The sequence below is a fragment of the Stenotrophomonas sp. YJH_SMC_69 genome (genome assembly GCF_059370495.1).
In genome coordinates this window covers 95,463-121,348 of the sequence record NZ_JCAFTS010000002.1, presented here as the reverse complement: position 1 = coordinate 121,348, position 25,886 = coordinate 95,463, and the positions used below count along the sequence as shown (strand labels likewise).

General features: G+C 66.6%; 29 protein-coding genes and 2 tRNA genes. 14 read left to right on the top strand and 17 right to left on the bottom strand.

Annotation, left to right across the window (positions count from 1 at the left end):
- On the top strand, positions 1-2,241 hold the full coding sequence (locus AC5P8F_RS03675) for an ATP-binding protein (protein WP_495227610.1): 2,241 nt from the start codon (positions 1-3) through the stop codon (positions 2,239-2,241).
- Position 2,242: 1 nt separating this feature from the next.
- On the opposite strand, the gene bfr is transcribed toward AC5P8F_RS03675, so the two are convergent.
- The 3 genes from bfr to AC5P8F_RS03660 all read right to left on the bottom strand — a co-directional run bounded on the left by bfr (position 2,243) and on the right by AC5P8F_RS03660 (position 3,802).
- Complete coding sequence (bfr, locus tag AC5P8F_RS03670; protein WP_005419804.1) at positions 2,243-2,713, bottom strand: bacterioferritin; 471 nt, start codon at positions 2,711-2,713, stop codon at positions 2,243-2,245.
- Positions 2,714-2,863: 150 nt separating this feature from the next.
- A complete protein-coding gene (locus AC5P8F_RS03665; protein ID WP_005411309.1) occupies positions 2,864-3,073 on the bottom strand; it encodes a (2Fe-2S)-binding protein in 210 nt (69 codons plus the stop codon).
- Between the two features lie 108 nt (positions 3,074-3,181).
- Positions 3,182-3,802 carry an RNA pyrophosphohydrolase gene (locus AC5P8F_RS03660; protein ID WP_014648660.1) on the bottom strand — a complete coding sequence of 207 codons (621 nt, stop codon included), beginning with the start codon at positions 3,800-3,802 and terminating at the stop codon, positions 3,182-3,184.
- 121 nt (positions 3,803-3,923) lie between these two features.
- On the opposite strand from AC5P8F_RS03660, the gene AC5P8F_RS03655 reads away from it, so the two are divergent.
- Together AC5P8F_RS03655 and AC5P8F_RS03650 are read left to right on the top strand one after the other, a co-directional pair.
- Positions 3,924-4,000, top strand: a tRNA-Met gene (locus AC5P8F_RS03655).
- Between the two features lie 55 nt (positions 4,001-4,055).
- Positions 4,056-4,130 (top strand) — tRNA-Gln (locus AC5P8F_RS03650).
- 323 nt (positions 4,131-4,453) lie between these two features.
- Here AC5P8F_RS03650 and rpsI read toward each other — a convergent pair.
- Positions 4,454-4,846 (bottom strand): 30S ribosomal protein S9, encoded by a 393-nt coding sequence (gene rpsI / locus AC5P8F_RS03645; protein ID WP_005411311.1) that lies wholly within the window; start codon positions 4,844-4,846, stop codon positions 4,454-4,456.
- 2 nt (positions 4,847-4,848) lie between these two features.
- Positions 4,849-5,277, bottom strand: coding sequence for a 50S ribosomal protein L13 (gene rplM, locus AC5P8F_RS03640; RefSeq protein ID WP_005414692.1), 429 nt, complete (start codon positions 5,275-5,277; stop codon positions 4,849-4,851).
- A 197-nt stretch (positions 5,278-5,474) separates the two neighbouring features.
- Here rplM and coq7 point away from each other — a divergent pair, with 197 nt between their 5' ends.
- On the top strand, positions 5,475-6,119 hold the full coding sequence (gene coq7, locus AC5P8F_RS03635) for a 2-polyprenyl-3-methyl-6-methoxy-1,4-benzoquinone monooxygenase (RefSeq protein WP_014648661.1): 645 nt from the start codon (positions 5,475-5,477) through the stop codon (positions 6,117-6,119).
- A gap of 81 nt (positions 6,120-6,200) precedes the next feature.
- Here coq7 and AC5P8F_RS03630 read toward each other — a convergent pair whose 3' ends face one another.
- Positions 6,201-6,521 (bottom strand): DMT family transporter, encoded by a 321-nt coding sequence (locus AC5P8F_RS03630; protein WP_005419816.1) that lies wholly within the window; start codon positions 6,519-6,521, stop codon positions 6,201-6,203.
- 167 nt (positions 6,522-6,688) lie between these two features.
- Complete coding sequence (speD, locus tag AC5P8F_RS03625; protein ID WP_014648662.1) at positions 6,689-7,483, bottom strand: adenosylmethionine decarboxylase; 795 nt, start codon at positions 7,481-7,483, stop codon at positions 6,689-6,691.
- Positions 7,484-7,632: 149 nt separating this feature from the next.
- On the opposite strand from speD, the gene crp reads away from it, so the two are divergent.
- Complete coding sequence (crp, locus tag AC5P8F_RS03620; protein WP_010482649.1) at positions 7,633-8,322, top strand: cAMP-activated global transcriptional regulator CRP; 690 nt, start codon at positions 7,633-7,635, stop codon at positions 8,320-8,322.
- Positions 8,323-8,384: 62 nt separating this feature from the next.
- Positions 8,385-9,146: a sulfite exporter TauE/SafE family protein gene (locus tag AC5P8F_RS03615; protein WP_010482650.1), complete on the top strand. Its 762-nt coding sequence runs from the start codon at positions 8,385-8,387 to the stop codon at positions 9,144-9,146.
- Positions 9,147-9,258: 112 nt separating this feature from the next.
- Here AC5P8F_RS03615 and AC5P8F_RS03610 read toward each other — a convergent pair whose 3' ends face one another.
- The 10 genes from AC5P8F_RS03610 to AC5P8F_RS03565 all read right to left on the bottom strand — a co-directional run bounded on the left by AC5P8F_RS03610 (position 9,259) and on the right by AC5P8F_RS03565 (position 17,863).
- Positions 9,259-9,975 carry a haloacid dehalogenase-like hydrolase gene (locus AC5P8F_RS03610; protein WP_005419826.1) on the bottom strand — a complete coding sequence of 239 codons (717 nt, stop codon included), beginning with the start codon at positions 9,973-9,975 and terminating at the stop codon, positions 9,259-9,261.
- Complete coding sequence (trpC, locus tag AC5P8F_RS03605) at positions 9,972-10,766, bottom strand: indole-3-glycerol phosphate synthase TrpC (RefSeq protein ID WP_032960709.1); 795 nt, start codon at positions 10,764-10,766, stop codon at positions 9,972-9,974. Before trpC ends, AC5P8F_RS03610 begins: the two co-directional genes overlap by 4 nt.
- 74 nt (positions 10,767-10,840) lie before the next feature.
- Positions 10,841-11,872, bottom strand: a complete 1,032-nt coding sequence (gene trpD / locus AC5P8F_RS03600; protein ID WP_111205885.1) for an anthranilate phosphoribosyltransferase — start codon at positions 11,870-11,872, stop codon at positions 10,841-10,843.
- 16 nt (positions 11,873-11,888) lie between these two features.
- Positions 11,889-12,476, bottom strand: coding sequence for an anthranilate synthase component II (locus AC5P8F_RS03595; protein ID WP_014038739.1), 588 nt, complete (start codon positions 12,474-12,476; stop codon positions 11,889-11,891).
- A 2-nt stretch (positions 12,477-12,478) separates the two neighbouring features.
- A complete protein-coding gene (locus AC5P8F_RS03590; protein ID WP_197604955.1) occupies positions 12,479-13,264 on the bottom strand; it encodes an SIMPL domain-containing protein in 786 nt (261 codons plus the stop codon).
- Between the two features lie 67 nt (positions 13,265-13,331).
- Positions 13,332-14,807 carry an anthranilate synthase component I gene (gene trpE / locus AC5P8F_RS03585; RefSeq protein WP_014648670.1) on the bottom strand — a complete coding sequence of 492 codons (1,476 nt, stop codon included), beginning with the start codon at positions 14,805-14,807 and terminating at the stop codon, positions 13,332-13,334.
- A 299-nt stretch (positions 14,808-15,106) separates the two neighbouring features.
- The gene (gene yegS / locus AC5P8F_RS03580) at positions 15,107-16,036 is read right to left on the bottom strand and encodes a lipid kinase YegS (RefSeq protein ID WP_495220092.1); all 930 of its coding nucleotides are present in this window, start codon (positions 16,034-16,036) and stop codon (positions 15,107-15,109) included.
- Positions 16,037-16,260: 224 nt separating this feature from the next.
- Positions 16,261-16,743, bottom strand: a complete 483-nt coding sequence (locus tag AC5P8F_RS03575) for a GNAT family N-acetyltransferase (protein WP_046432872.1) — start codon at positions 16,741-16,743, stop codon at positions 16,261-16,263.
- Between the two features lie 58 nt (positions 16,744-16,801).
- Complete coding sequence (gene rpe / locus AC5P8F_RS03570; protein WP_040006972.1) at positions 16,802-17,476, bottom strand: ribulose-phosphate 3-epimerase; 675 nt, start codon at positions 17,474-17,476, stop codon at positions 16,802-16,804.
- Between the two features lie 57 nt (positions 17,477-17,533).
- Complete coding sequence (locus AC5P8F_RS03565) at positions 17,534-17,863, bottom strand: J domain-containing protein (RefSeq protein ID WP_005411327.1); 330 nt, start codon at positions 17,861-17,863, stop codon at positions 17,534-17,536.
- Between the two features lie 144 nt (positions 17,864-18,007).
- On the opposite strand from AC5P8F_RS03565, the gene AC5P8F_RS03560 reads away from it, so the two are divergent.
- From AC5P8F_RS03560 to AC5P8F_RS03525, 8 genes are all read left to right on the top strand, one after another.
- Positions 18,008-18,934: a phosphoribosylaminoimidazolesuccinocarboxamide synthase gene (locus tag AC5P8F_RS03560; protein ID WP_014648673.1), complete on the top strand. Its 927-nt coding sequence runs from the start codon at positions 18,008-18,010 to the stop codon at positions 18,932-18,934.
- A gap of 146 nt (positions 18,935-19,080) precedes the next feature.
- Complete coding sequence (locus tag AC5P8F_RS03555; RefSeq protein ID WP_069117730.1) at positions 19,081-19,566, top strand: Mpo1 family 2-hydroxy fatty acid dioxygenase; 486 nt, start codon at positions 19,081-19,083, stop codon at positions 19,564-19,566.
- Positions 19,567-19,899: 333 nt separating this feature from the next.
- Entirely contained in the window at positions 19,900-22,728 is a 2,829-nt protein-coding gene (locus AC5P8F_RS03550) for a monovalent cation/H+ antiporter subunit A (protein ID WP_049440037.1), read from the top strand.
- Positions 22,728-23,120: a Na+/H+ antiporter subunit C gene (locus AC5P8F_RS03545; RefSeq protein WP_005419863.1), complete on the top strand. Its 393-nt coding sequence runs from the start codon at positions 22,728-22,730 to the stop codon at positions 23,118-23,120. Before AC5P8F_RS03550 ends, AC5P8F_RS03545 begins: the two co-directional genes overlap by 1 nt.
- Positions 23,117-24,652 (top strand): monovalent cation/H+ antiporter subunit D, encoded by a 1,536-nt coding sequence (locus AC5P8F_RS03540; protein WP_049440036.1) that lies wholly within the window; start codon positions 23,117-23,119, stop codon positions 24,650-24,652. The genes AC5P8F_RS03545 and AC5P8F_RS03540 overlap by 4 nt, the downstream gene beginning before the upstream one ends.
- Complete coding sequence (locus AC5P8F_RS03535) at positions 24,649-25,155, top strand: Na+/H+ antiporter subunit E (protein ID WP_032957141.1); 507 nt, start codon at positions 24,649-24,651, stop codon at positions 25,153-25,155. The genes AC5P8F_RS03540 and AC5P8F_RS03535 overlap by 4 nt, the downstream gene beginning before the upstream one ends.
- A complete protein-coding gene (locus AC5P8F_RS03530) occupies positions 25,152-25,436 on the top strand; it encodes a K+/H+ antiporter subunit F (protein ID WP_006399171.1) in 285 nt (94 codons plus the stop codon). The genes AC5P8F_RS03535 and AC5P8F_RS03530 overlap by 4 nt, the downstream gene beginning before the upstream one ends.
- Positions 25,433-25,822 (top strand): Na+/H+ antiporter subunit G, encoded by a 390-nt coding sequence (locus tag AC5P8F_RS03525; protein ID WP_014648679.1) that lies wholly within the window; start codon positions 25,433-25,435, stop codon positions 25,820-25,822. The genes AC5P8F_RS03530 and AC5P8F_RS03525 overlap by 4 nt, the downstream gene beginning before the upstream one ends.
- The last annotated feature ends 64 nt before the right edge of the window (positions 25,823-25,886 follow it).

The window sequence follows — 25,886 nt, the reverse complement described above, 5'->3', positions numbered from 1 at the left end:
GTGCCGCTGTGGGGCGTGCTGCTGGTTGCCCTTGCTGCGGCCGCCATCGCGCTGCTGCTGTTGGGCCTGCGCCTGCGCGCGCGCAACCATGCGCTGGCCCAGCTGCAGCGCACGCACAGTGCGCTGGCCGCCGAACGCGACCAGCTTCGCCATACCACCGAACGCCAGGGCCAGCTGGAGCAACAGCTGCTGCAGGCCAAGCAGGCCGCCGAGGCGGCCGTGCTGGCCAAGGGCGAGTTCCTGGCCACGATGAGCCACGAGATCCGCACCCCGCTCAACGGCATCCTGCCGATGCTGGAGCTGATCGCACGCGGGCCGCTGGGCGAAGACCAGCGGCAGATGCTGGCCACCGCCTCGGCCAGTTCGCAACAGCTGCTGCGCATCGTCGACGACATCCTCGACTACTCCCGGCTGGAAGCGCAGGCGCTGGAACTGGAGATCACCAGCTTCAACCTGCGCGACCTGCTCGATGGCGTGGTACAGCTGATGCAGCGGGCCGCCGACGCCAAGGGCCTGGCCCTGGGCCTGCAACTGGATCCATCGGTGCGCCTGCCGGTGCGCGGCGACCCGGTGCGCCTGCGCCAGGTGCTGAGCAACCTGCTGGCCAACGCCATCAAGTTCACCGCCCGCGGCCAGGTGCAGCTGCGCGTGCTGCGTCTGGGTGAAAGTGCCGCGCAGCACCAGCTGCGCTTCGAGATCATCGATACCGGCATCGGCATCGACGACGCGCTGCAGGCACGCCTGTTCCAGTCCTTCAGCCAGGCCGACGCATCCACCACCCGCATCTATGGCGGCACCGGCCTGGGCCTGGCCATCTGCAAGCGCATCATCGACCTGATGCACGGGCACATCGGCGTGCACTCCACGCCGGGCCAGGGCGCAACCTTCTGGTTCGAGATCCCGCTGCTGAAGGTCGCTGGCGACCTGCCGGCGATGGCGCGCGCACCGGCACCGCTGCTGCTGTTCAGTGCCGATGCAACGCTGCAGGCACGTATCGAGCGCATCGCCGCCCACCATGGGCTGCAGGTGCAGGTGCTGGCACAGCTGGATGCCGTGGTCGAGCGCCTGCGCGCTCCCGCGCGGCCCGGACAACCGGCACCGGCATGGCTGCTGGTCGATGCCCGCGCACGCCGCAACGGTGAGGCCACGCTGCAGCTGGCGCTGAGTGAACGTGGTGACGACGATGCGCTGCAGGTGCTGTGGCTGCAGGAGGGCGCACTTCCACAACGCCAGCGCCAGCGCCAGCTGCCCCCGCACTTCGACGATGCGGCCCTGCATGCACTGCTGGCTGCACCGGTCGCCCCCGCCCGCCCCGCTGCGCTGCTGGCCAGCGCGGACAACGAGCACCCGGCTGCCACGCTGCCGCCGTTGCATCTGCGTGTGCTGCTGGTGGAGGACAATACGGTCAACCGGATGGTCGCCGAACAACTGCTGCGCGTGTTCCAGTGCGAAGTGCGCAACGCCGCCGATGGCGAGCAGGCGCTGGCCGCCCTCCGCGAAGGCGGCGTGGACATCGTGTTGATGGATTGCCAGATGCCGGTGCTGGACGGCTACGCCGCCACGCGCCGCTGGCGCGCCGAAGAAGTGGAGACCGGGCGCGCGCGCCTGCCGATCATCGCCATGACCGCCAACGCCATGGCCGGTGACCGCGAGCGCTGCCTGCAGGCGGGCATGGACGATTACCTGTCCAAGCCGATCGCGCGCGCCACGCTGCATGCGCTGCTGCTGCGTTGGGGTGGCGGCAAAGCTGCATCAACTGGACAACTTTCTGTGGAGCCGTCTGTAGAGCCGAGCCATGCTCGGCTGACGGCCAGTGGCACTCCCACACCATCAGCCGAGCATGGCTCGGCTCTACAGGAGACGACAAGCCAAGCCGCGCCGAAACCGGTGATCGACCGCGACGTGCTGGATGAACTGCACACCGTGATCGGCGACGCTGCCACCCAGATCGTCATGGTCTTTCTTGAAGATGCGCCGGTGATGGTGCAGCAGTTGCAGCTGGCCGCGCAGAACGGCGATGAGCTGCGCTTGCAGGCCACAGCGCACAGCCTGAAGTCATCGAGTGCAAACGTCGGCGCATTGTCGCTGTCGGCGATCGCGCAGCGGATCGAGCACGAAGCCCGTAGTGGCAGCCTGCAGCGCCCCGCGGTGGCGGTGGCGCTGCTGGTTGCGGAATTCGCCCGGGCGCGTGTTGCACTGACGGGCTACCTGGCACAGCACCGCGCCGGCCAGGGCGGCTGACTCACTCTTCCAGCTTGCTCAGCAGGTACTTCGGCTCGCCGATACGCTCGATCAGGTCCAGCTGGGTTTCCAGCCAGTCGATGTGCTCCTCTTCCGAATCGAGGATCTTCACGAACAGCTGGCGGCTGACGTAGTCGCCAACCGAATCGGAATAGGCCACGGCCTCGCGCAGGGTGACCACGCCATCGCGTTCCAGCGACAGGTCGCACTGCAGGATCTCGGTCGGGTTCTCGCCGATGCGCAGCTTGCCCAACGCCTGGAAATTCGGCAGGCCTTCAAGGAACAGGATGCGGTCGGCGAGCATGTCGGCATGCTTCATCTCGTCGATCGATTCCTTGTACTCGTGTTCGGCCAGTTCCTTGATGCCCCAGTTCTTCAGCATCTTGGCGTGCAGGAAGTACTGGTTGATCGCGGTCAGCTCGTTGTAGAGGACCTTGTTGAGGAATTCGATGACCTTGGTGTCGCCCTTCATGGGGGTGCTCCTGCACGCTGAAAACGCAGGCACTTTAACGCCTCGCGTGCGCTCGTGAAGGAACGCGAATCGTGCGCATTGGCCTGCGCGGCCGAAGGTGAAGGATGCGAAAGCGCGGCGTCAACGCGCCGCGAAAAGGCGATCAGGCGATCAGGCGACCTGCGCCAGGCCCAATACCGGCAGCGGCAGATCGTGGGTCGCACGTGCCTTGGCCAGCAGGTCGCCGGCCATGTCCAGGCAGGAACCGCAGGTGGCACCACAACCGGTACGCATGGTCAGTTCGGCCACCGTGCTGACGCCATGGCTGGCGGCTTCGCGGATCTGGTGGTCGGTGACTCCGTTGCAGATGCAGACGTACACAGGCGGGAACCGGGCTGACAGGCCACAAGCGGCCTGGTGGCTATTCCAATGGAAACGAGAATGGTTGTCAATCAGAGACCTGAACCATTCTCGATACCGTTCAGCCGGTCAGCTGGCCGGGCCGTCGCCCGTGACCTTCTTCGGCCAGTACCCTCGGGTCCGCGGGCGCTTGCGCGGGCGATCGTGCCCGGCGGTGTGGCCCGGCATCCAGGCCTCGGCGGCGCTCTTGGGCATGGCGGTGACGCCCTGCCCGGCCACGCCACGCGCCAGTGGCGCTAGGTGTCGCAGGGCACGCGCATAGACGCCGCGTTTGAACATCACCACGTGCTCTACCGGGTACCAGAAGTCGACCCAGCGCCAGTGGTCGAACTCGGGCGAGTCGGTGTGGTCCAGCGTCACGTGGGATTCGTCGCCGGTCAGGCGCAGCAGGAACCAGACCTGTTTCTGGCCGATGCAGACCTGCCGCTCGTTGCGGCGGATGGCCCGCGCCGGCAGCTTGTAGCGCAGCCAGCCGGGCGTGGCCCCGAGCACTTCCACATGCTCAGGCAGCAGGCCGGTCTCTTCCTGCAGTTCACGATACATGGCCTCGACAGGCGTCTCGTCGGTGTTCATGCCACCCTGCGGGAACTGCCAGCCATCCCGGCGCACGCGTCGTGCCCAGAACACCTGGCCGTCCTGCCGCATCAGCACGATGCCGACGTTCGGTCGATAGCCGTCCGGATCGATCACGATGCGGACTCCTAAGAAAATCTACTGGTCGGGACTATCCCATGCCCTCTGTCGGCCCACAAGCACGACACAAAAGTGTTGACAGGGTCGATACACATCCGCAGAATAGCGGGCTCACCAAGGCTATGTAGCTCAGCCGGTTAGAGCACAGCACTCATAATGCTGGGGTCGGTGGTTCGAGTCCACCCATAGCCACCACACTGAAAATCAAGTTGTTTTTCAGTGTGAAAAGTGAGAAAATAGTTGCGCGTTTTGCCCCGTCGCCAAGCGGTAAGGCACCTGACTCTGACTCAGGCATTCGGTGGTTCGAATCCATCCGGGGCAGCCAAATTAAAAGCAAAAGGCCAGATCGAAAGATCTGGCCTTTTGCTTTTAATTTGGTCGCGCATTCCACCTTATCCCCGCGCCTGTCGGCGCGCCCCCTTGAACAACAAGGGGGCTCTTCTCCAGAGAGAGGCCCGGGGTCGGATCCTTTTCCAAAGGAAAAGGCTCTGACCCCACCCCTTCCGAGATGCGAAACCCCGGGTAGTGCCGGCCGCTGGCCGGCAACCAGGAAATCCACGACCCCAGAACGACAAAAGCCCGGCCGAAGCCGGGCTTTTGCTTTTCCAACCAGCGGGCTCCCGCAGGAGCCCAACCAGGCGCGGTAAATCAGCGCTTGGAGAACTGGGTAGCGCGGCGGGCCTTGTGCAGACCGACCTTCTTACGCTCGACTTCACGGGCGTCACGGGTCATGAAGCCGGCCTTGCGCAGCTCGGACTTCAGGGTTTCGTCGTACTCGACCAGCGCACGGGCGATGCCCAGGCGGATCGCACCGGCCTGGCCGGTGGTGCCGCCGCCAGCGGCGGTGACCAGGATGTCGAAGCTTTCGGTGTTCTTGGTCAGCTCGAGCGGCTGGCGCACGATCATGCGCGCGGTCTCACGACCGAAGAACTCGTCCAGCGGACGACCATTGACGGTGATGTTGCCCGAACCCTTGCGCAGGAACACGCGAGCGGTGGAGGACTTGCGGCGGCCAGTGCCGTAGTTTTGAGTGATAGCCATGATTAGATATCCAGAACCTGCGGCTGCTGTGCGGCGTGCGGATGCTCAGTGCCGGCGTAGACCTTGAGCTTGCGGTACATCTGGCGACCCAGCGGGCCCTTCGGCAGCATGCCCTTCACGGCGATCTCGATCACGCGCTCCGGGTGGCGCTCCAGCGCCTGGGCCAGGGATTCGGTCTTCAGGTTGCCGATGTAGCCGGTGAAACGGTGATACATCTTGTCCTGCAGCTTCTTGCCGGTGACGGCAATCTTTTCTGCATTGATGACGACCAGGTAGTCGCCGGTATCAACGTGGGGGGTGTAGACCGGCTTGTGCTTGCCGCGCAGACGGCGGGCCAGCTCGGTGGCGAGACGGCCCAGGGTCTTGCCCTCGGCGTCGACGAGGTACCAGTCGCGCTGGACGGTCTCGTTCTTGGCAGTGAAAGTGCTCATGAAGAACTCTAGGTTAGGTCGGGCTCATTGCGGCGAAGGACTCGCCGGAACTCTGCCACGCGTTGTGAAAGGTGAAGCGCAAGAGGCGGGATTGTACGCAGGTCACGCCCTCGGTGCAAGCTGGCCCCTGCCCCGGGTTGGCAGGGGAGCGGGGGCGGGCGAGAATCGGCGGGTCTCCCGCCCCACCGCGTGCCGCCATGACCGTGCTCCGCCAGACCACCCCGCTGGACCACCTGCTGACCGAGGCGCAGCGCGCCCTGGACACGGTGTTCGGCAACCCTCCGGCGGCCCGCCCCTACCCGGCCGCAGGCACCGGCGAGCCGGGCATGGACCGCGCCGAGCGCCGCCACGCCGCGGGGCTGATGCGGATCAACCATGTCGGCGAGGTCTGCGCACAGGGCCTGTACTTCGGCCAGGCGGCCGTGGCCCGCGACCCGGCCACCCGTGAACACCTGCTGGAAGCGGCCCAGGAAGAGACCGATCACCTGGCCTGGTGCGCGACCCGGCTGGATGAACTGGACAGCCGCCCGAGCCTGTTCAATCCGCTGTGGTACGCCGGCAGCTACACCATCGGCACCCTGGCGGGTCTGCGCGGCGACGGCTGGAACCTGGGCTTCGTGGTTGAAACCGAGCGCCAGGTGGAAGCCCATCTGGACGAGCACCTGGTCGACCTGCCGGCCGGCGATCTGCGCAGCCGCGCGGTCATCCAGGTGATGAAGGAGGACGAGGCCCGCCATGCGGAGCACGCCGAACAGGCCGGCGCACGCCGCCTGCCGTTCCCGATCCCGGGCGCGATGGCGCTGGCTTCCAGGGTGATGAAGACCATCGCCTACCGCATTTGAAGGGTCGCCCGCACCAACGGTGCGGGCCTACCAGGAGGTGCGGGGGCGACGGTGGGGCCCGACCGTTGGTCGGGCCATCAATCAGTTGGGCGAGACCAGCTTCAGGCCGATCACACCGGCTACGATCAGGCCCACGCAGGCCAGGCGGGCCGGCGACGCACTGTCGTTGAACAGATAGATGCCCAGCACCGCCACGCCCATGGCGCCGATGCCGGTCCAGATCGCGTAGGCGGTGCCGACCGGGATGCTCTTCATCGCCTGGCTCATCAGGTACAGGCTGATCAGGGCGGACACCACCGTGGCAACGGTGGGCAGGGGTTTGCTGAAGCCTTCGGAGTACTTCATTCCGAGGGCGAAACCGATCTCGAACAGGCCGGCCAGCAGCAGATAGATCCAGGGCATGGGTGGGGGCTCCTTACCTTTTTGGGAAAAACGAAACGGCCCGGTGTTTTCACACCGGGCCGTGGGTCGGTACATCACCGTGGAACCGTAACGCGTGCGAGGCACTGGTTCCACGGGGCGGGTCGTCCCGCCTGGGCGGCGATGCCTGCGGGCATCGCACATGGGGCTTACTCGGACAGGTTCCGGCCGTGGAACAGCTCTTCGATCTCGCGCTTGAGCAGCGCTTCGATCTTCATGCGTTCCTTGAACGACAGGTTCTTGGCCTTTTCCTCGAACAGGTACTGGTCCAGGTCGAAGTCCTTCAGGTGCATCTTCGTGTGGAAGATGTTTTCCTGGTAGACGTTGACGTCGAACATCTCGTAACGCGACTTGATGTTCTTGGCCAGGAAGTTCTGGATCGAGTTGATCTTGTGATCGATGTAATGCTTCTTGCCCTTCACATCGCGGGTGAAGCCACGGACACGGTAGTCCATGATCACGATGTCCGATTCCAGGCTCTCGATCAGGTAGTTCAGGGCCTTCAGCGGCGAAATGACGCCACAGGTCGCCACGTCGATGTCCGCGCGGAACGTCGCAATGCCTTCCTGCGGATGGGTTTCCGGGTAGGTATGGACAGTGATGTGGCTCTTGTCCATGTGCGCGACCACGGCGTCGGGAATCAGTTCCTTGCCGGCCTGCTTCTTGTCGATCACCGGCTCTTCGGAGATCAGGATGGTCACCGAGGCACCCTGCGGGTCGTAGTCCTGGCGGGCCACGTTCAGGATGTTGGCGCCGATGATCTCGGCGACATCGGTCAAGATTTGAGTCAGCCTGTCGGCGTTGTACTCTTCATCGATGTATTCAATGTAACGCTGACGCTCCTCTTCGGTGCGCGCGTAACACACGTCATAGATGTTGAAGCTCAGCGCCTTGGTGAGGTTGTTGAAACCCTGCAGCCTCAGGCGAGGCAACGGCTTGACCACGGCGGTCGATTCCTGTGTAAGAAGGGAAAGGGGGAATTATGGGGCAAACTGCCCCCGGGGGGAACGTGAAGACGCAAGAGTTCTGGCACACTGTTTGCCCTTAACAATTGCGCTGGTTAAGCTCCGCTATCGACCCCGTGAATCCGTTCATGCGCAGAGGGAGCGCCCCTATCGTGTCAACCGTGCGCCTAGCTAGCAGTCCACTGGCCCTGGATATCGCCACAATCGATCGTTTCCTGGCGCACAGCCACAGGCGGCGATATCCCACCCGTACCGACGTCTTCCGACCCGGTGACCCGGCGGGAACCCTGTATTACGTCATCAGCGGCTCGGTTTCGATCATGGCCGAGGAAGATGACGATCGCGAGCTTGTGCTGGGCTACTTCGGTGCCGGCGAGTTCGTCGGCGAGATGGGCCTGTTCGTCGAATCGGACCGCCGCGAGGTGATCCTGCGGACCCGTACCGCCTGCGAGCTGGCTGAAATCAGCTACGAGCGCCTGCATCAGCTGTTCCTCGGCCCGCTGTCGGCCGACGCCCCGCGCCTGCTGTACGCGCTGGGCCAGCAGATCTCCAAGCGCCTGCTCGACACCAGCCGCAAGGCCAGCCGCCTGGCATTCCTGGACGTTACCGACCGGATCGTGCGCACCCTGCACGACCTGGCGCAGGAACCGGAGGCGATGAGCCATCCGCAGGGCAGCCAGCTGCGCGTCTCCCGCCAGGAGCTGGCACGCCTGGTCGGCTGCTCGCGGGAAATGGCCGGCCGCGTGCTGAAGAAGCTGCAGACCGACGGCCTGCTGCATGCCCGTGGCAAGACCGTGGTGCTGTACGGCACCCGTTGACCGTTGAGCACCCGGTGGGTGCGGACCTTGGTCCGCACTCCTTCGCGCGCTAGGCTCGGGGCATGGAACTGAGCAGCGAATTCTGGTGGTTCATCCTCATCGGCCTGGGCGCACAGCTGGTCGACGGCGCGCTGGGCATGGCGTTCGGCCTGGTGTCTTCGTCGGTGATGCTGAGCATGGGCCTGCCCCCGGCGCAGGTCAGCGCCAGCATCCACACCGCTGAAGTGTTCACCACTGGCGCCTCGGGTGTGTCGCACCTCGCAGCCGGAAATGTCGATAAGCGCCTGTTCCTGCGCCTGGCCCTGCCTGGCGCGGTGGGCGGTGCCGTGGGCGCGTACGTGCTCACGCAGATCCCGGGCGAGATCATCCGGCCACTGATCTACCTGTACCTGCTGGTGCTGGCGATCATCATCCTGGCCCGCGCGGCCGGACGCTGGATGCCCAAGGGCGAGATCCGCCGGGTACCGGTGCTGGGCTTCTTCGCGGGCCTGCTCGACGCCAGCGGTGGCGGCGGCTGGGGGCCGATCGCCACGTCCACCCTGCTCGCCCGGGGTGGCCAGGCGCGCACCACGATCGGCACGGTCAATGCGGCGGAGTTCGTGGTCACGCTGACGGTGTCGGCGACCTTCCTGCTGTCGATGGGGGTGCAGCACCTGCAGATCGTCGCCGGCCTGCTGATCGGCGGCATGATGGCCGCGCCGGTAGCCGCCATCCTGGTCAAGCGGGTGAAGGAGCGCTGGGTGCTGGTGGCCGTCGGCGTGCTGGTGCTGGGGATCAGCCTGTTCCAGATTGGCCACGCGGTGTACGGGCACCTGTACCGCTGAGCGTTTGCCGGCCAGCGGCCGGCACTACCGGGACAGAGAAGCGCCGGCACAACCGCGACGGAGAAGGGTAGTGCCGGCCGCTGGCCGGCAGATCCATCACCGTGCGGCGGGATCAGGCCTTGTCGCCGCCCCGGTCCACGCAACCCCAGTTGAGGATGCGGGTGCCCGCCGGCAGCACGCGGCGGAAGAACGCCACCCGGCCCGGCTTCGGGTTCACCACTACCGGCGCCTTGGCCGCCAGCAGCAGCGGCAGGTCGGCGGTGCTGTCGGAATAGGCGATATCGATGTCGCCGTAGCCGCGCTCGCGCAGCATGCGCATCTTCTCTTCATTGTGGCAGTGGCGGGTCGGGCCGACGCCGCCCAGCCGTGGGCCGACCTCGGTGCCGATCACCGGTACGTCCTGGTGGGCCACGAAAGCCAGGATCGCGCGCGCCAGCTCCGGCGGCGCACCTGTGGCAACCACCACGCGGTCGCCCTTGGCGCGGTGCGCGGCGAACACCTCCAGCGCCTGCGGCAGCAGCTTGGCGCGCATCTGCGCCTGGTTGCGCAGCACATAGGCGTCGATCACCTTGTTGAAGTCACGCGCACGGTGCAGGCCGAAGCTGCCGATCCACACATAGACCGAGATGCCCGCGCGACGGGTCGGCAGCATCGCCACCATCGGCCCGGCGATCGGCGTGACCAGCAGCGCCGCCAGCATGCGCAGCGGGTTGCGCTTGATCAGCGAGGCGAACAGGTGGGTGCCCGAATCGCCGTCGTACAGGGTGTGGTCGAAGTCGAAGACCACCAGCGGCGCATCCTCGCGCGGCGTTGGATAGTGCGTTGTCATGCCGCGAAGAATAGCTGACGCAGGCCCTCGCCCGGCTCTTCCACGCGCATGAAGGCTTCGCCGACGAGGAAGGCATGGATGCCGGCGTCACGCATCAGCGCCACGTCCTGCGGGCCAAGGATGCCGCTCTCGGTGACCAGCAGGCGGTCACGCGGCACCGCGTTCTGCATGTCCAGCGTGGTCTGCAGCGACACTTCGAACGTGCGCAGGTTGCGGTTGTTGATGCCGATCATCGGCGCCGGCACCTGCAGCGCACGCTCCAGCTCGTCGATGTCGTGCACTTCCACCAGCACGTCCATGCCCAGCGACAGCGCCAGTTCGGACAGCGTGGCCAGCTGGGTGTCGTCCAGCGCGGCGACGATCAGCAGGATGCAGTCGGCGCCCAGCACGCGTGCCTCGTACACCTGGTAGGCGTCGATGACGAAGTCCTTGCGCAGCACCGGCAGCGTGCACGCCTCGCGCGCCTGCTGCAGGTAGGCGTCGGCGCCCTGGAAGAAGTCCACGTCGGTCAGCACCGACAGGCAGCTGGCGCCGCCGAACTCGTAGCTGACGGCGATGTCGGCCGGGCGGAAGTCCGGGCGGATGACGCCCTTGGACGGGCTGGCCTTCTTCACCTCGGCGATCACCGCTGGATCGCCGTTGGCCACCGCCGCCTGCAAGGCGCGCACAAAGCCACGTACCGGCGGGGCGCCGGCCACGGCGGCCTGCAGCGCCTCGAGCGGGCGCTGGGCGCGGCGCTGGGCCACTTCTTCGGCCTTGCGGGCCAGGATCGTCTGCAGGATGTCGCTCATCGTCTTCGGTTCGGTGCGGGGGCGGTGAGGACGGCCATTATCGGCCATCGACGGGGTCAGGCTGAACCGCGCGCTCAGGCAACCAGCGCACGGGTGGTCTCAACATACTGCTGCAGGCGCTGGCGGGCACTGCCGTTGGCGATGGCGGCACGGGCGCGGGCCAGGCCGTCGCCGATGTCGCTGGCCACGCCGGCAACGTACAGGGCGGCGCCGGCATTCAACGCAACGATGTCCAGCGCCGGGCCGGGCTCATTGTCCAGTACCGCGCGCAGCATCTGGATGGACTGCTCCGGGCTGTCCACGCGCAGGTTGCGGCTGGCCGACATGGCGATGCCGAAGTCCTCCGGGTGGATCTCGTACTCGCGCACCTTGCCGTCGCGCAGTTCGCCCACCAGCGTGCCGGCACCCAGCGAGATCTCGTCCATGTTGTCGCGGCCCCAGACCACCATGGCGCGCTCGGTGCCCAGCTCGCGCAGCACGCGGGCCTGGATGCCCACCAGATCGGGATGGAACACGCCCATCAGCACCGACGGCGCGCTGGCCGGATTGGTCAGCGGGCCGAGGATGTTGAAGATGGTGCGCACGCCCATCTCGCGGCGTACCGGCGCAACGACCTTCATCGAAGGATGGTGGATCGGCGCGAACATGAAACCGATGCCGGTCTGCTCGATGGCGGCGGCCACCTGATCCGGCTGCAGTTCGATCACCGCGCCCAGCGCTTCCAGCGCGTCGGCACTGCCGGACTTGGAAGACACGCTGCGGTTGCCATGCTTGGCCACGCGCGCGCCGGCGGCGGCCGCGACGAACATCGAGCAGGTGGAGATGTTGAAGGTGTGCGAGCCATCGCCACCGGTACCGACGATATCAACCAGGTTGGAGGTATCGGCCACCGGCACTGGCCGGGCGAATTCACGCATCACGGCGGCCGCCGCAGCGATTTCGTCCACGGTCTCCTTCTTCACGCGCAGCCCGGTCAGGATCGCCGCGGTCATCATCGGCGAGACGTCGCCGCGCATGATCTGCCGCATCAGGTCGACCATTTCGTCGAAAAAGATTTCGCGGTGTTCGATGGTGCGATGCAGGGCTTCCTGGGGGGAGAAGCTCATGGGAATGCTCCTTGGATCAGGCCGCCGGACGCTGCAGGAAATTGCGCAGCAGGGCGTGGCCGTGTTCGGTGAGGATGGATTCGGGATGGAACTGCACGCCTTCCACCGGGAACTGGCGGTGGCGCAGGCCCATGATTTCTTCGATCGAGCCGTCGTCGTTCTCGGTCCAGGCGGTCACTTCCAGCACATCGGGCAGGCTGTTCTTGTCCACCACCAGCGAGTGGTAGCGGGTGGCCTGGTAGCGGTCTGGCAGGCCGGCGAACACGCCCTTGCCTTCATGGCGGATCGGCGAGGTCTTGCCGTGCATGATGTTGCCGGCACGGATGACCGTGCCGCCGTAGACCTGGCCGATGCCCTGGTGGCCCAGGCAGACGCCGAGGATCGGCGTGGTCGGGCCCAGGCGCTGGATCAGCTCCAGCGACACGCCTGCTTCGTTGGGCGTGCACGGGCCGGGCGAGATGACGATGCGCTCGGGCTTCTGCGCGGCGATCTCGTCCACGCTCATCGCATCGTTGCGCACCACCTTCACCTCGGCGCCCAGCGTCTGCAGGTACTGCACGAGGTTGTAGGTGAAGCTGTCGTAGTTGTCGATCATCCACAACATGGTCAGGTTCCGTCGCTTATGAGGAAAATGGCGTACACGTTTTCGGTGTAGGTGATGGGGCCGGCTTCAATGGATTCGGGCTCAGCGGGCGCGGGCGCGGGCGCGGAGGCGGGCGCGTAGCTGCCGGTCACCGAGATCCTGTCGAGGTCCCCGCCGTCCTCGCCCTGCTGCGGCCATTGCCCGGCCCGGATGCCGTAGGCGAAGTCCGGCGCCACATCGGAGATGCTGTACAGGCCACGCACTCTTGTTCCATAGGCCTTGGCCAGGCCCAGCGCGGACTCGCGGGTCTGGGCCGCTGCCTCGCCCTTGAGTTCGCGGCGCAGCGCCACTTCGCCCGAATAGGTCGGCGCCAGGCTGCTCACCTGTACGTTCTCGTTGGCCTTCAACGCCCCCAGCACATCCTGCATCGCCTTCACGCTGGCGAAGCTGGCACGCAGCTGGCGCGATACGCGGGTACCGATGAAGACCTGCCGGCTCTGCTCATAGCGCGTGGCCGGGCCGATCCGCAGGTTGTCCGCACGCACGCTGCCCTCCACCGCCTTGTGCTGCTTGAACAGTGCCAGCACGCGGGCAACGTTGTCCTGCACGCGGCGGCGCGCGGCGTCGGCGTCCATGTCGGTCTCTTCGATGTTCAACTGCAGGCCGAACCGGTCCGGCATCACCGTGCGGCTGCCCTGCCCCTTCACCAGCAGGTGCGGCTGCGAGGGAATCGTGTTGGCCTGCGCCCACGCAGACGGGGCCATCGTGGCCAGCAGTGACGACCACAGCAATGCGCTCAGCAGCTTCATGCGGTACTCCTTGTCTTGAATGGGAACAGCGGAAGGTGCCGCGGCGCAGGCCACGGCACGGGGAGGATCACAGGCCCTTGGCGGCCTGGGCGACGGCGCGGAACAGCGCGCGGCCCTTGTTCATCGTCTCGTCCCATTCCTTGTCCGGGTCCGAGTCGTAGACGATGCCGGCACCGGCCTGCACGTACAGGCGGCCATCCTTGATCACCGCGGTGCGGATCGCGATCGCGGTATCGGCATCGCCATGCCAGCCGATGTAGCCGATGCTGCCGGCGTAGACATTGCGCTTGATCGGTTCCAGCTCGCGGATCACTTCCAGCGCGCGGATCTTCGGCGCGCCGCTGACCGTGCCGGCCGGGAAGGTGGCACGCAGCACGTCGGCATAGCTCAGGCCCGGCTGCAGCTGCCCGGTCACTTCGCTGACGATGTGCATCACGTGGCTGTAGCGTTCGATCACGAACTGCTCGCCCACCTCCACGGTACCTGCCTTCGAGACGCGGCCGGCATCGTTGCGGCCGAGGTCGATCAGCATCAGATGCTCGGCGCGTTCCTTCGGATCTGCCAGCAGCTCGGCTTCCAGCGCCAGGTCCAGCTCGGGCGTGGCGCCACGCGGGCGGGTGCCGGCGATCGGGCGCACGGTGACTTCGCCATCCTGAAGGCGTACCAGGATTTCCGGCGATGAACCGACCACCTGCAGGTCGCCGACATCCAGGAAGTACATGTACGGCGACGGGTTCAGTGCACGCAGCGCGCGGTACACATCCACCGGGCGCGCCTTGAACGGCACGCTCAGGCGCTGGCTGAGCACCACCTGGAAGATGTCACCGGCGCGGATGTATTCCTTGCTGCGCTGGACCGCATCGACGAACCCTTCGCGGGTGAAACCGGAGACGAAGTCGGACTCGTCCAGCACGTCGCTGTTGAGCGGCGCCGGATAGCCGGCGCCCGGTGCACGCAGCTTGGCAGTCAGTGCATCCAGGCGCGCCTGGGCCTGCTCGAAGGCGCCCTCGACGCGCGGGTCGGCGTGCACGATCAGGTACAGCCGGCCCTTGAGATTGTCGAACACCGCCAGCTCGTTGGAGTCCAGCAGCAGGATGTCCGGCGTGCCCAGCTCATCGCGGCCGGCCGGCGGGGCCAGGCGCGGCTCGATGTAGCCGATGCACTCGAAACCGAACCAGCCGACCAGGCCACCGGTGAAGCCCGGCAGGCCTTCCAGCTTCGGCACCGAGTGGGCGCTGCGCAGCGCCTCGACCTCGGCGAACGGGTCGGCCACTTCGCGGGTGTCCACCACCTGGCCGTCTTCGCGCACGGTCAGCGTGTGGCCATGGAAGGCGTACACGCGACGCGCCGGCAGGCCGATGATCGAGTAACGACCAAAGCGCTCGCCGCCTTCGACGGATTCAAACAGGTAGGTATTGGGGCCGTCGGCGAGCTTCAGATAGACCGAAAGCGGCGTGTCCAGGTCGGACAGCACTTCACGGACGACGGGAATATGGGTGTGGCCTTCAGCGGCCTGCTGCTGAAACTGAGCGTGCGAGTTCAAGACGACTTTCCTTCCGGGACACAGCGTTATGGGGGCGGACGACGGCAACGGGCCACCATCGCCACCAACGGCGTGCGGAAGAAAGGGTATGCGGGGTCGTCAGGCTGGACACCCCCTGACTGTATCGCAGCCGGGGCGGGAGGGGAACCCTGGGAAACTGAACCACGGGACGGGCGGGGCCGGCCACGGGAACCAACGACGCGGACCGGTAGAGTCGACTGTTGGTCGACTTGCGCGCGTAGCGCGGGGTTTTACGCCGTCGGAACGAAAAGCAGTCGACCAACAGTCGACTTTACCCCCTACCCGGCCAGCAACGGGCATCCGGTCGGCAGGTGCATCCGCACCCTGCCCGGCACGCACGCGATGCGGAACTGGCGGGCCTGCACCGGTTCGCCGTCCAGGTTGAGGGTCAGCGCCTTCGGTGCGTCGATCTGCAGCCACGGCAGCCGCGCGCGCGTGGCCAGCTGTTCGAGCGCCGCCTGGGTGCCCGACTTCAGCATCTGGCCGAGCGTGGCGGTGACCTCACCTTCCAGTTCCGGAAGCACGGTGACATCCAGCAGCCCATCGTCGATCACGGCCTGCGGGCACAACTGCTGGCCACCGCCGGCCTGCCGGCCATTGCCGATGCCCAGGGCGATGAAGTCGCCTTCCCACGCGAAATCCGGGCCGGACAGCCGCGCGGTGATCGGCTCGATGCGGCCCAGCTTGGCGATGCCGGTGATCACATAGGCCAGCCCGCCCAGCATCTTCTTCAGGCCGGCATCGGTCTCCACCGTCACCTGCGTGCCGAAGCCACCGCTGGCGAGGTTGGCGCACCACCAGGGCGTGCCATCGGCATCCACGCGCAGCAGATCGACGGCACGCGGCGTGGTTTGTCCGATCAACGCAAACGCGCCCTCAGGCTCGGTCGGAATACCCGCAGCCGTGGCGAAATCGTTGGCGGTCCCCATCGGGATCAGCGCCAGCGAGGGCAGCGCATCCGCCGCTTCCTCACGATGCGCCAGGGTTTCGGCCACCGCGCTGAGCGTGCCATCGCCACCGGCGGCAACGATCACGTCCACGCCATGATCGATGGCCTCGGCCACGTAGCGTTCGGCGTCACCGTCCTCCCAGGTCACCCGCACGTCCAGCTGCACGCCCTGCCCGCGCCAATGGCCGACAGCCTCGCGCAGTTCCTCGTTGCCTGCGGATTTGCCATTGAGGATCAGGCGCCAGCGCGGGGTGGTCATGCGGTACTTCCAGGAGGGGGTGGCACAGGCTAGCAATGCGCTGTTTGCCCGCGGTGAATGTCACGCAGGTGTCATTCAGTTGCTGGAGAATGGAAGGCCATAGCAGGGACGATGGATGGAGGCAGGATCAGCCTCCCACGCATGCAGCGAGGCCACGCCAGTGATTGGCGTGGCTTTTTTTTTGCCCAGCAGTAGATCCACGCCAAGCGTGGATGCACGTCATCTCACCCGTTGGCGAAATCGTGCAGCGCCTGGCCCTGCAACCGGTACACGGTCCACTCGTCCTGCGGTTTGGCACCGGCAGCGGTGTAGAACTCGATGGCCGGGGTGTTCCAGTCCAGCACCGACCATTCGAAACGGCCGCAGCCCTCGGCCACGGCCTGGCGCGCGATGTACTTCAGCAGTGCCTTGCCGGCGCCCGCACCGCGCTTTTCCTGGCTGACGTAGAGGTCTTCCAGGTAGATGCCCTTGCGGCCCAGCCAGGTGGAATAGTTGTAGAAATACACCGCATAGCCGATGGCCTCGCCGTCGGCTTCGCAGATCAGTGCGCGTGCCGTGGCATCGGGACCAAACAGGCTCTCGGCGATGCCGATCTCATCGGTCTGCACCGAATGCTCGGCCTTCTCGTAGATGGCCAGCTCGCGGATGAAATGCAGGATCAATCCCGCATCGGCGACGGTGGCCGGGCGGATGTTCAACAGTGCCATGGGCGGAAAAGGGGACGGAGGGGATCAGGCGAGCTTAATCGCCTCCGTCCCCTTTTTGTCAGCGTGCCGCAGCGACGTTGGCGCGCATCTGCGCGATCACATCCTGGTAGCTGGTCCTGGCGTTGAAGATGGCCGAACCGGCGACGAAGGTGTCGGCGCCGGCAGCAGCGATCTCGCCGATGTTGTCGGCCTTCACGCCGCCATCGATCTCCAGGCGGATGTCCTTGCCGCTGGCATCGATCATCTTGCGCACCACGCGCAGCTTGTCCAGCGCCGAGGGGATGAAGGCCTGGCCGCCGAAGCCCGGGTTGACCGACATCAGCAGCACCAGGTCCAGGTCATCCAGCACCCAGTCGAGGATGTCCACCGGAGTGGCCGGATTGAGCACGATGCCCGGCTTGCAGCCCAGCGAGCGGATCAGCTGGATGGTGCGGTGCACGTGGCGGCTCGCCTCCGGGTGGAAGCTGATGTAGGTGGCACCGGCCTCGGCGAAGTCCGGGATGATGCGATCCACCGGCTCGACCATCAGGTGCACGTCGATCGGCGCGGTGACGCCGTGCTTGCGCAGCGCCTGGCAGACCATCGGGCCGATGGTCAGGTTCGGCACGTAGTGGTTGTCCATCACGTCGAAGTGGACCCAGTCCGCGCCAGCGGCGAGGACGTTGTCGACTTCCTCGCCGAGGCGGGCGAAGTTGGCGGACAGGATGGAGGGGGCGATGAGGCAGTTGGACATGGCCGGGGCCTTCGGAACGGGGAAAAGGTTCTCCCGCCCGCAGGCGGGACTCTGGAATCAGCGCTTGCGCAGGGTCTTGATGCGGTCGTAGGCGGCATTGATCCGCCGCGACTTCTGCTCGGCCTGCTGCTGCAGCTCGGGGGCGGCACCGCCCAGCTTGTCGGGGTGGTACTGCGAGATCAGCTTGCGGTAGGCGCGCTCGACCTCGGCATCGGTGGCCTCGGAGGTCAGCCCCAGCTCCCGGTACGGGTTCTCCTTGTTCAGGCGGAACCAGTCCGAATCGAAGGCGTGGCCGATCAACAGGCCGACCACCGCGCCGAACAGCGGATTGGGCCGGAACAGCAGGGCGCCGGCGATGAATCCGAGCAGTTTTCCGTACCAGCGCATGGCGCTCCGGGGTCGACCGACGAAATGGACGCTCATTTTACGTCACAGCGGGCCCGGACCGCTTTACACTAGGCCGCCCGCTGGTCAGCGGGCCCGCCGGGTCCGTTGGGCAGCAGCCGTATCGACAACGCCCCAGGAGTGCCCGTGCCAACCACGCTGTTGCAATCCGATCTCCCCGGCCTGCCCTTGCGCCATCGCGGCAAGGTGCGTGATGTGTTCGATATCCCGCGCGAGCGGCTGCCAGCCGGAACCCCGCCGGGCGAGTACCTGCTGATGGTCGCCACCGATCGCCTGTCGGCGTTCGACGTGGTGCTGCCTGACCCGATTCCGGGCAAGGGCGAGATGCTCTGCCAGGTCTCCAACTTCTGGTTCGCCAAGACCGCGCACCTGATGCCCAACCACCTGACCGGCATCGACGTGGCCAGCGTGCTGCCCGAAGGCGTGGACCCAGCCCTGTACGCCAAGCGTGCGGTGGTCACCCGCAAGCTGAAGCCGGTGCCGGTGGAAGCGATCGCCCGCGGCTACCTGATCGGCAGCGGCTGGAAGGACTACCAGCGCACCGGCAAGGTCAGCGGCATCGACCTGCCCGACGGCCTGCGCCAGGCCGAGCAGCTGCCGGAGCCGATCTTCACCCCCTCGACCAAGGCCGCCGTCGGCGACCATGACGAGAACATCGATTTCGATGCGATGGTGAAGCAGGTCGGTGCGGAACTGGCCGAGCGCGTGCGCGACGCCACCCTGCGCATCTACAAGTTCGCGGCCGATTACGCCCGCGAGCGCGGCATCATCCTGGCCGATACCAAGTTCGAGTTCGGTACCGACGCCGATGGCCGCCTGTACATCATGGACGAGATGCTGACGCCGGATTCCTCCCGTTACTGGCCGGCCGACGAATACGAAGTGGGCACCAGCCCGCCGAGCTACGACAAGCAGTTCGTGCGCGATTACCTGGAGACGCTGGACTGGGGCAAGACCGCCCCGGGCCCGAGCATCCCGGCCGAGATCATCGAGCGCACCCGCGCCAAGTACGCCGAGGCGCTGCAGCGCCTGGCCGGGATCAGCGTCGACTGATCCCCCCGCGTCCCCCCGGCCGGAAAGGCGGGGGGCGCTCTGATCGCGGTAGTGCCGGCCGCTGGCCGGCAACCTCGCGAACTCGGCTATGCTCTGGAGTGCCGGCCAGCGGCCGGCACTACCGTTGCCCGAGGAAGCGACGCAGCATGCAGACATCCACCCAGCTTGCGCGGCCGATCGACCGCTATTTCGCCAGCTACTCCGACGACCACCGCAATGTGATCAACCAGCGCATCCACGTGGTGGCGGTCCCGGCGATCCTGTGGTCGGTGGTGGCCCTGCTGTGGTGCCTGCCGCCGCTGATCACCTGGTTCCAGTACGGCATCTGGTCGGCGTTGGCGATGTTCAGCGCGTGGTGCTTCTACAACAAGTTGTCGCGCCCGCTGGGCATCGGCATGCTCATCCAGTTCTTCGTGTTCGGCTGCCTGTGCCGGCTGCTGGAGGCCGAGATCGGCCTGCAGGCCCTGCGCTGGCTGGCGGTGGGCGTGTTCGTGGCGGCCTGGATCGCGCAGTTCATCGGCCACAAATTCGAGGGCCGCAAGCCCAGCTTCCTGACCGACCTGACCTACCTGCTGATCGGCCCGGCCTGGGTGATGGCCAAGTTCTACCGCAAGCTGGACTGGCGCTACTGACCTGGCGGCGGCCGACAGCGGCCGTCGTTTCCTGAACGGGCGGATTCCGTCACCCGTAGTCCACGGGAGCCCTGCCAGCCTGCGCCGGTGATCCGCTCCCCATTGCCCGCCCGTCGACGGCAGCCCCTGTGCGACAGGGCCTGCGGTCTCCCTGCGTGGGCGTAGGGTGTCCCCCGAGGGCAGCCAGGGAAGGGATGCAGGAATGTGATGTTGCATCGCAGAAAAAATGAATCAGCGAACGTTACATGCAATTGATCGCTGTTCGATGGGTTTCGGCGACATTTCGCAGCCTGTTATCCTCCCTGACCTGCTCGTGAATCATGGATTCCCTGCATGCTCCCCAGCCTGCCCCTGCTGCTGGCCCTGCCGTTCCTGATGGCAGCGGCTGTTGCGGCCTTCCCCCGTAGTTCGCGCTCGACTGCTGCCTGGCTGGCGGCGCTGGCGCCGTTGGGCGGGCTGGCCATCCTCGGCTGGCTGACCCCGTCGGTGCTCGATGGCCAGGTGGTCCGCACCCTGGTGCCCTGGCTGCCGCAGATCGGGCTGGACTTCACCCTGCGACTGGACGGGCTGGCCTGGATGTTCGCCGGGCTGGTGCTCGGCATCGGCGCGCTGGTGGTGCTGTATGCGCGCTACTACCTGAGCCAGCAGGACAACGCGCACCGCTTCTACTGCTACCTGCTGCTGTTCATGGGCGCCATGCTGGGCATGGTGCTGTCGGGCAACCTGCTGTTGCTGATGATCTTCTGGGAAATGACCAGCATCAGTTCGTTCCTGCTGATCGGCTTCTGGTCGCACCGCCAGGACGCCCGCGAAGGCGCACGCATGGCGCTGGTGATCACCGGTGGCGGTGGCCTGGCCCTGCTCGGTGGCGTGCTGCTGATCGGCCGCATCGTCGGCAGCTTCGACCTGGACGTGGTGCTGGCCGCTGGCGAGCAGATCCGCGCCAGCGCGCTGTACCCCTACGCCCTGTTCCTGGTACTGGCCGGCATCTTCACCAAGAGCGCGCAGTTCCCGTTCCACTTCTGGCTGCCGCACGCGATGGCGGCGCCGACCCCGGTCTCGGCCTACCTGCACTCGGCCACCATGGTGAAGGCCGGCGTGTTCCTGCTGGCGCGCCTGCATCCGGCACTGGCCGGCAGCGACCTGTTCTTCTACACGGTCAGCGGCATCGGCGCACTGACCCTGCTGATCGGCGCCTGGAATGCGATCTTCCAGCATGACCTGAAGGGCCTGCTGGCGTACTCGACCATTTCCCACCTGGGCCTGATCACCCTGCTGTTCGGCCTGTCCACGCCGATGGCGGTGGTGGCCGGCGTGTTCCACATCCTCAACCACGCCACCTTCAAGGCCTCGCTGTTCATGGCCGCCGGCATCATCGACCACGAGACCGGTACCCGAGACATGCGCAAGCTGGGAGGCCTGCGCAGGCTGATGCCGTTCACCAGCGCGCTGGCGATCATCGCCTCGCTGGCGATGGCTGGCATCCCCCTGCTCAATGGCTTCCTGTCCAAGGAAATGCTGTTCGCCGAAGCGATCACGGCCGGCGGCCCGGGAATCATGCGCACGGCGGTGTCGATCGCAGCGTTGCTGGCGGGCGTATTCGGGGTGGCGTACAGCCTGCGCTTCGTGCACGACACCTTCTTCGGCCCCGGCCCGCACGACCTGGACCGCGTGCCCCACGAACCGCCGCGCTGGATGAAGGTGCCGGTGGAACTGCTGGTGGTGATCTGCGTGGCGGTGGGCGTGGCACCGGCACTGACCGTAGCGCCGGTGCTGCACGCCGCTGCGGCCTCGATCCTCGGCGACGCCATGCCCGAGTACAGCCTGGCGGTATGGCACGGCTTCAACCTGCCGCTGGCGATGAGCGCGATCGGCGTGATCGGCGGCGTGGCGCTGTACTTCGGCCTGCGCAAGCTGATCAACCTGCACGCCGTGACCAACGTCAGCACTGGCCGCAATGTGTTCCATGCGCAGCTGGACGCGATCTCCGCACTGGCCATGCGCCTGACCAACGGCATCGCCAACGGCAGCCTTCAGCGCATGCTGCTGGGCCTGGTGCTGGTGGCGATCGTGGCCGCCGCCGCGCCGTTCGTGGCCAACCCCGCCTCGCCGAACTGGACCAGGCCACAGCCGATCCCGCTGCTGGGCTGGGCGCTGTGGCTGGTGATGATGGCCTGCGCGGTGGCTACCCTGCGTATCTACAAGCAGCGCCTGCTGGCGGTGCTGCTGGTCGGCGGCGTCGGCCTGATGGTGGCGCTGACCTTCGTGTTCCTGTCCGCGCCGGACCTGGCCCTGACCCAGCTGCTGGTGGAGATGGTGACCCTGGTGCTGATGCTGCTGGGCATGAACTACCTGCCTGCGCAGTCCGGGCCGGAGCGGCCGCGCTGGCGCAAGCGCCGTGACGCGGTGATCGCGATCATCGCCGGTGCCGGACTTGGCGCCTTGGCCTATTCCGCGATGACCCTGCCGCCGAACACCATGGCCGGCGAGCTGCTCGCCCGTGCCCTGCCCGAGGCCTATGGCCAGAACGTGGTCAACGTGATCCTGGTCGACTTCCGCGGCTTCGATACCTTCGGCGAGATCACCGTGTTCGGCATCGCCGCGCTGGTGGTGCATGCCCTGCTGCGGCGCACGCGGATGGCGCCGGAGCAGATCATGCCCGGCCCGCCGATCAAGCTGCCGGTGCCGGCCGACCTGGCCCAGATCATGTTCCCGCTGACCCTGACCGTGTCGATCTTCCTGTTCCTGCGCGGCCACAACGCGCCGGGTGGCGGCTTCATCGCCGGCCTGGTGCTGGCGGTGCCGCTGCTGATCCAGTACGTGATCCAGGGCACCGCGTCGGTGGAGTCGCGCTTCGGCTTCGACTACATCCGCTGCATCGGCATGGGCCTGCTGATCGCCCTGCTCAGCGGCAGCGCGTCGATGCTGTTCGGCGTGCCGTTCCTGACCAGCGGCCACCTCGACCTGCACCTGCCGCTGATCGGCGACGTGCCGCTGGCCAGTGCGATTGGTTTTGACATCGGCGTCTATCTGGTGGTGTTCGGCGGTGCCATGCTGATGCTGTCGATGATGGGCACGATCAAGCCATCGCGTACCCGTACCGCCCGCAAGGGTGAGATCGACCTGCAACGCCGCTCGGCACGCACCGGGGAGATGCATTGATGGAACTGGCCCTGGCTACCGCGATCGGCGTGCTGACCGCCATCGGCATCTACCTGCTGCTGCGTGCGCGCAGCTTCGATGTGATCCTCGGCATGACCTTCCTGTCCTATGCGACCAACCTGCTGATCTTCGCCGGTGGCCGCGTGGTGCTGGGCAAGGCGCCGGTACTGCAGGAAGGCGTGGACAGCCACCTGGGCAACTACACCGACCCGCTGCCGCAGGCGCTGGTGTTGACCGCGATCGTGATCGCCTTCGCGATGACCGCGGTGAGCATCGTGCTGGCCATGCGCAGCCGCAGCGACAACCACAGCGACCATGTGGACGCCCACGAGCCGGATGACGACCTGCAGGATGAGCGCGTGCCGCCACGCCAGGGCGAGGACCGCGCATGAACCATCTGGTGATCCTGCCGATCCTGATTCCGCTGCTGGGTGCGGCACTGTCGCTGTTCGTCGAACACCGCCGCTATGGCCCCAGGGTGCAGCGCGCGGTGGCCTGGACCGCGCTGTCGGCGCTGGCGCTGGCGGTGGGCCTGCTGTTTGCCACCACCGCTAGTGGTGAGATCAGCGTCTACCTGCTGGGCGACTGGCCGTCGCGGCTGGGCATCGCGCTGGTGGCCGACCGGCTGTCGGCGTGGATGCTGCTGACCACCCTGCTGCTGGCCATTCCCTGCCTGCTGCACGCCTGCTCGGGCTGGGACCGCCGCGCACCGCACTTCCATGCGCTGTTCCAGTTCCAGCTGGTTGGCCTCAACGGTGCGTTCCTGACCGGCGACATCTTCAACCTGTTCGTGTTCTTCGAGGTGATGCTGATCGCCTCCTACGGCCTGCTGCTCAGTGGTGGCCGTGGCCTGCGCATGCGCATCGGCCTGCACTACGTGGTGTTCAACGTCACCGCCTCGACCCTGTTCCTGATCGCGCTGGGCCTGCTGTACGCCACGCTGGGTTCGCTGAACATGGCCGAGCTGTCGCAGCGCATCGCCGAGGTACCGCCGGCGCAGCTGACCCTGGTGAAGGCGACGATGGGCCTGTTGCTGCTGGTGTTCTGCGCCAAGGCCGCCCTGATGCCGCTGTACCTGTGGCTGCCGGAAGCTTATTCGCGCGCACCGGCGGCGGTGGCTGCGCTGTTCGCGATCATGACCAAGGTCGGCCTGTACTCGGTGCTGCGCATCCAGATGCTGTGGTTCGGCGACGATGCCGGCGCGATGGCCGGCTACGGCCGTGACTGGCTGCTGTGGGCCGGTGTGGCGACGCTGGTGCTGGGCGGCCTGGGCGCCCTCGCCGCGACCCGCCTGCGCGTGCTGATCTCCTACCTGGTGATCGTGTCGGCAGCCACGCTGTTCATCGCCTTCTCGGTGGGCACGCCGCAGGTGCTGTCGGCCGGCCTGTACTACCTGCCGCACAGCAGCTTCGTCGCCGCCGCGCTGTTCCTGATCGCCGACCTGATCCGCCGTCGTCGCGGCGGTGCCAGCGACCGCAAGGAAGTGGTCGCGCCGATGCCGGGCAAGGAGACACCCGCCGTGCTGTTCCTGATCGGCGCGGTGTCGGTGGCCGGCCTGCCACCGCTGTCCGGTTTCCTGGCCAAGGCCGCACTGCTGGCCGGCATGCCGGCGCAGTACACCGCTCCGGTCTGGACCGCGGTGCTGGTCAGCAGCCTGCTGGTGATCATGGGCCTGACCCGCGGCGGCATCCGCCTGTTCTGGCGCGTGCCGCCTGTCGATCCGGAGGCACCGAAGCCGCGCAAGGCTCCTCTGCGCCGGGTGGAGCTCTACGCCGCCTGCCTGTTGCTGGCCTACGGCATCGGGATGACGCTGGCCGCTGCACCGTTGATGCGCTACACCGACGCCACCGCCGCACAGCTGCTGCAACCCAGCGAGTACGTGCAGCAGCTGCGCGCGACCGCACCGGAGATCCGCCAGCCATGACCGCCCAGCGCTCCCTGTTCCGTCGCCTGATTCCCTCGCCGATGCTCAGCATCATGGTGGTGGCATTCTGGCTGCTGATGTCCGACAGCTTCACCCTCGGCCAGATCGTGCTGGGGCTGGTGCTGGGCGTGGTGGTGCCGCTGTTCGCCGCACGCCTGGACCGCGAGTTCGCGCGCATCGGCACGTTGCGGCCGCTGCCCAAGCTGGTATGCGTGACCCTGTGGGACATCCTGATGTCCAACATCCGCGTGGCCCTGCAGGTGCTGGGCCCGGAGAAGAAGATTCACCCCGGTTTCATCTGGCTGCCGCTGGACATCGCCAACATCCACGGCATCGCGGCGCTGACCAGCATGATCACGCTGACCCCGGGCACGGTCTCGGCCGCGCTCAGCGACGACCGCAAGTTCCTGCTGGTGCACGTGCTGCACCTGGAGGACCCACAGGACCTGATCGATACGATCAAGCGCCGCTACGAGGCGCCGTTGATGGAGATCTTCCCATGACTGGATTCCAGATCATCCAGACCACGCTGGTGGTGTGCATGCACGTGGTCGGCCTGGCCATGCTGCTGGCCACCTGGCGCCTGCTGCGCGGACCGACCGTGCCCGACCGCATCCTCGCACTGGACACGTTGTCGGTGACCGCCATTGCCGAGCTGATGCTGTTCGGCATGTACCTCAACTCCGCGATCTACTTCGAAGCCGCACTGGTCATCGCCATGCTCGGCTTCGGCAGCACCGTGGTGCTGAGCAAGTTCGTGCTGCGCCGGGACATCGTCGAATGATCACCGCGATCCAGATCGGCCTGTCGATCCTGCTGCTGTTCGGCTGCTTCTTCATCCTGGTCGGCGCACTGGGGCTGGTGAAGCTGTCCACGTTCTTCAAGCGCCTGCACGCGCCGACCAAGGCCAGCACGCTGGGCGTGGGCTGCGTGCTGGTGTGCTCGGTCTGCTACCACATCTTCCTGGGCCAGGACCCGCAGCCGCGCGAGCTGCTGATCACCGTATTCCTGTTCATCACCGCGCCGATCAGCGCCCACATGATGGCCAAGGCGGCGCTGTCGCTGCTGATGGAAACCCGTCCCAGCCTGCCGGGCAACGAGCCGGCTGCCGAGGAACAGCTTCCGCCGCCGGAACCGGCGCGGGAAGAGGAAGCCACACAGAACCGGTAGTGCCGGCCGCTGGCCGGCAGTGGCAAGGGTTCCGTCAGAGGCAGTGAGGTTGCCGGCCAGCGGC

Excerpts from the sequence above, each read along its gene's own strand:
- bfr (WP_005419804.1), bottom strand. The coding sequence starts at position 2,713 with ATGAAGGGCGACACCAAGGTCATCGAATTCCTCAACAAGGTCCTCTAC.
- rpsI (WP_005411311.1), bottom strand. The coding sequence starts at position 4,846 with ATGGCTATCACTCAAAACTACGGCACTGGCCGCCGCAAGTCCTCCACC.
- rplM (WP_005414692.1), bottom strand. The coding sequence starts at position 5,277 with ATGAGCACTTTCACTGCCAAGAACGAGACCGTCCAGCGCGACTGGTAC.
- coq7 (WP_014648661.1), top strand. The coding sequence starts at position 5,475 with ATGACCGTGCTCCGCCAGACCACCCCGCTGGACCACCTGCTGACCGAG.
- AC5P8F_RS03630 (WP_005419816.1), bottom strand. The coding sequence starts at position 6,521 with ATGCCCTGGATCTATCTGCTGCTGGCCGGCCTGTTCGAGATCGGTTTC.
- crp (WP_010482649.1), top strand. The coding sequence starts at position 7,633 with ATGCGCAGAGGGAGCGCCCCTATCGTGTCAACCGTGCGCCTAGCTAGC.
- AC5P8F_RS03615 (WP_010482650.1), top strand. The coding sequence starts at position 8,385 with ATGGAACTGAGCAGCGAATTCTGGTGGTTCATCCTCATCGGCCTGGGC.
- AC5P8F_RS03610 (WP_005419826.1), bottom strand. The coding sequence starts at position 9,975 with ATGACAACGCACTATCCAACGCCGCGCGAGGATGCGCCGCTGGTGGTC.
- trpC (WP_032960709.1), bottom strand. The coding sequence starts at position 10,766 with ATGAGCGACATCCTGCAGACGATCCTGGCCCGCAAGGCCGAAGAAGTG.
- trpD (WP_111205885.1), bottom strand. The coding sequence starts at position 11,872 with ATGAGCTTCTCCCCCCAGGAAGCCCTGCATCGCACCATCGAACACCGC.
- AC5P8F_RS03595 (WP_014038739.1), bottom strand. The coding sequence starts at position 12,476 with ATGTTGTGGATGATCGACAACTACGACAGCTTCACCTACAACCTCGTG.
- AC5P8F_RS03590 (WP_197604955.1), bottom strand. The coding sequence starts at position 13,264 with ATGAAGCTGCTGAGCGCATTGCTGTGGTCGTCACTGCTGGCCACGATG.
- yegS (WP_495220092.1), bottom strand. The coding sequence starts at position 16,036 with ATGACCACCCCGCGCTGGCGCCTGATCCTCAATGGCAAATCCGCAGGC.
- AC5P8F_RS03575 (WP_046432872.1), bottom strand. The coding sequence starts at position 16,743 with ATGGCACTGTTGAACATCCGCCCGGCCACCGTCGCCGATGCGGGATTG.
- rpe (WP_040006972.1), bottom strand. The coding sequence starts at position 17,476 with ATGTCCAACTGCCTCATCGCCCCCTCCATCCTGTCCGCCAACTTCGCC.
- AC5P8F_RS03565 (WP_005411327.1), bottom strand. The coding sequence starts at position 17,863 with ATGCGCTGGTACGGAAAACTGCTCGGATTCATCGCCGGCGCCCTGCTG.
- AC5P8F_RS03555 (WP_069117730.1), top strand. The coding sequence starts at position 19,081 with ATGCAGACATCCACCCAGCTTGCGCGGCCGATCGACCGCTATTTCGCC.
- AC5P8F_RS03550 (WP_049440037.1), top strand. The coding sequence starts at position 19,900 with ATGCTCCCCAGCCTGCCCCTGCTGCTGGCCCTGCCGTTCCTGATGGCA.
- AC5P8F_RS03545 (WP_005419863.1), top strand. The coding sequence starts at position 22,728 with ATGGAACTGGCCCTGGCTACCGCGATCGGCGTGCTGACCGCCATCGGC.
- AC5P8F_RS03540 (WP_049440036.1), top strand. The coding sequence starts at position 23,117 with ATGAACCATCTGGTGATCCTGCCGATCCTGATTCCGCTGCTGGGTGCG.
- AC5P8F_RS03535 (WP_032957141.1), top strand. The coding sequence starts at position 24,649 with ATGACCGCCCAGCGCTCCCTGTTCCGTCGCCTGATTCCCTCGCCGATG.
- AC5P8F_RS03530 (WP_006399171.1), top strand. The coding sequence starts at position 25,152 with ATGACTGGATTCCAGATCATCCAGACCACGCTGGTGGTGTGCATGCAC.
- AC5P8F_RS03525 (WP_014648679.1), top strand. The coding sequence starts at position 25,433 with ATGATCACCGCGATCCAGATCGGCCTGTCGATCCTGCTGCTGTTCGGC.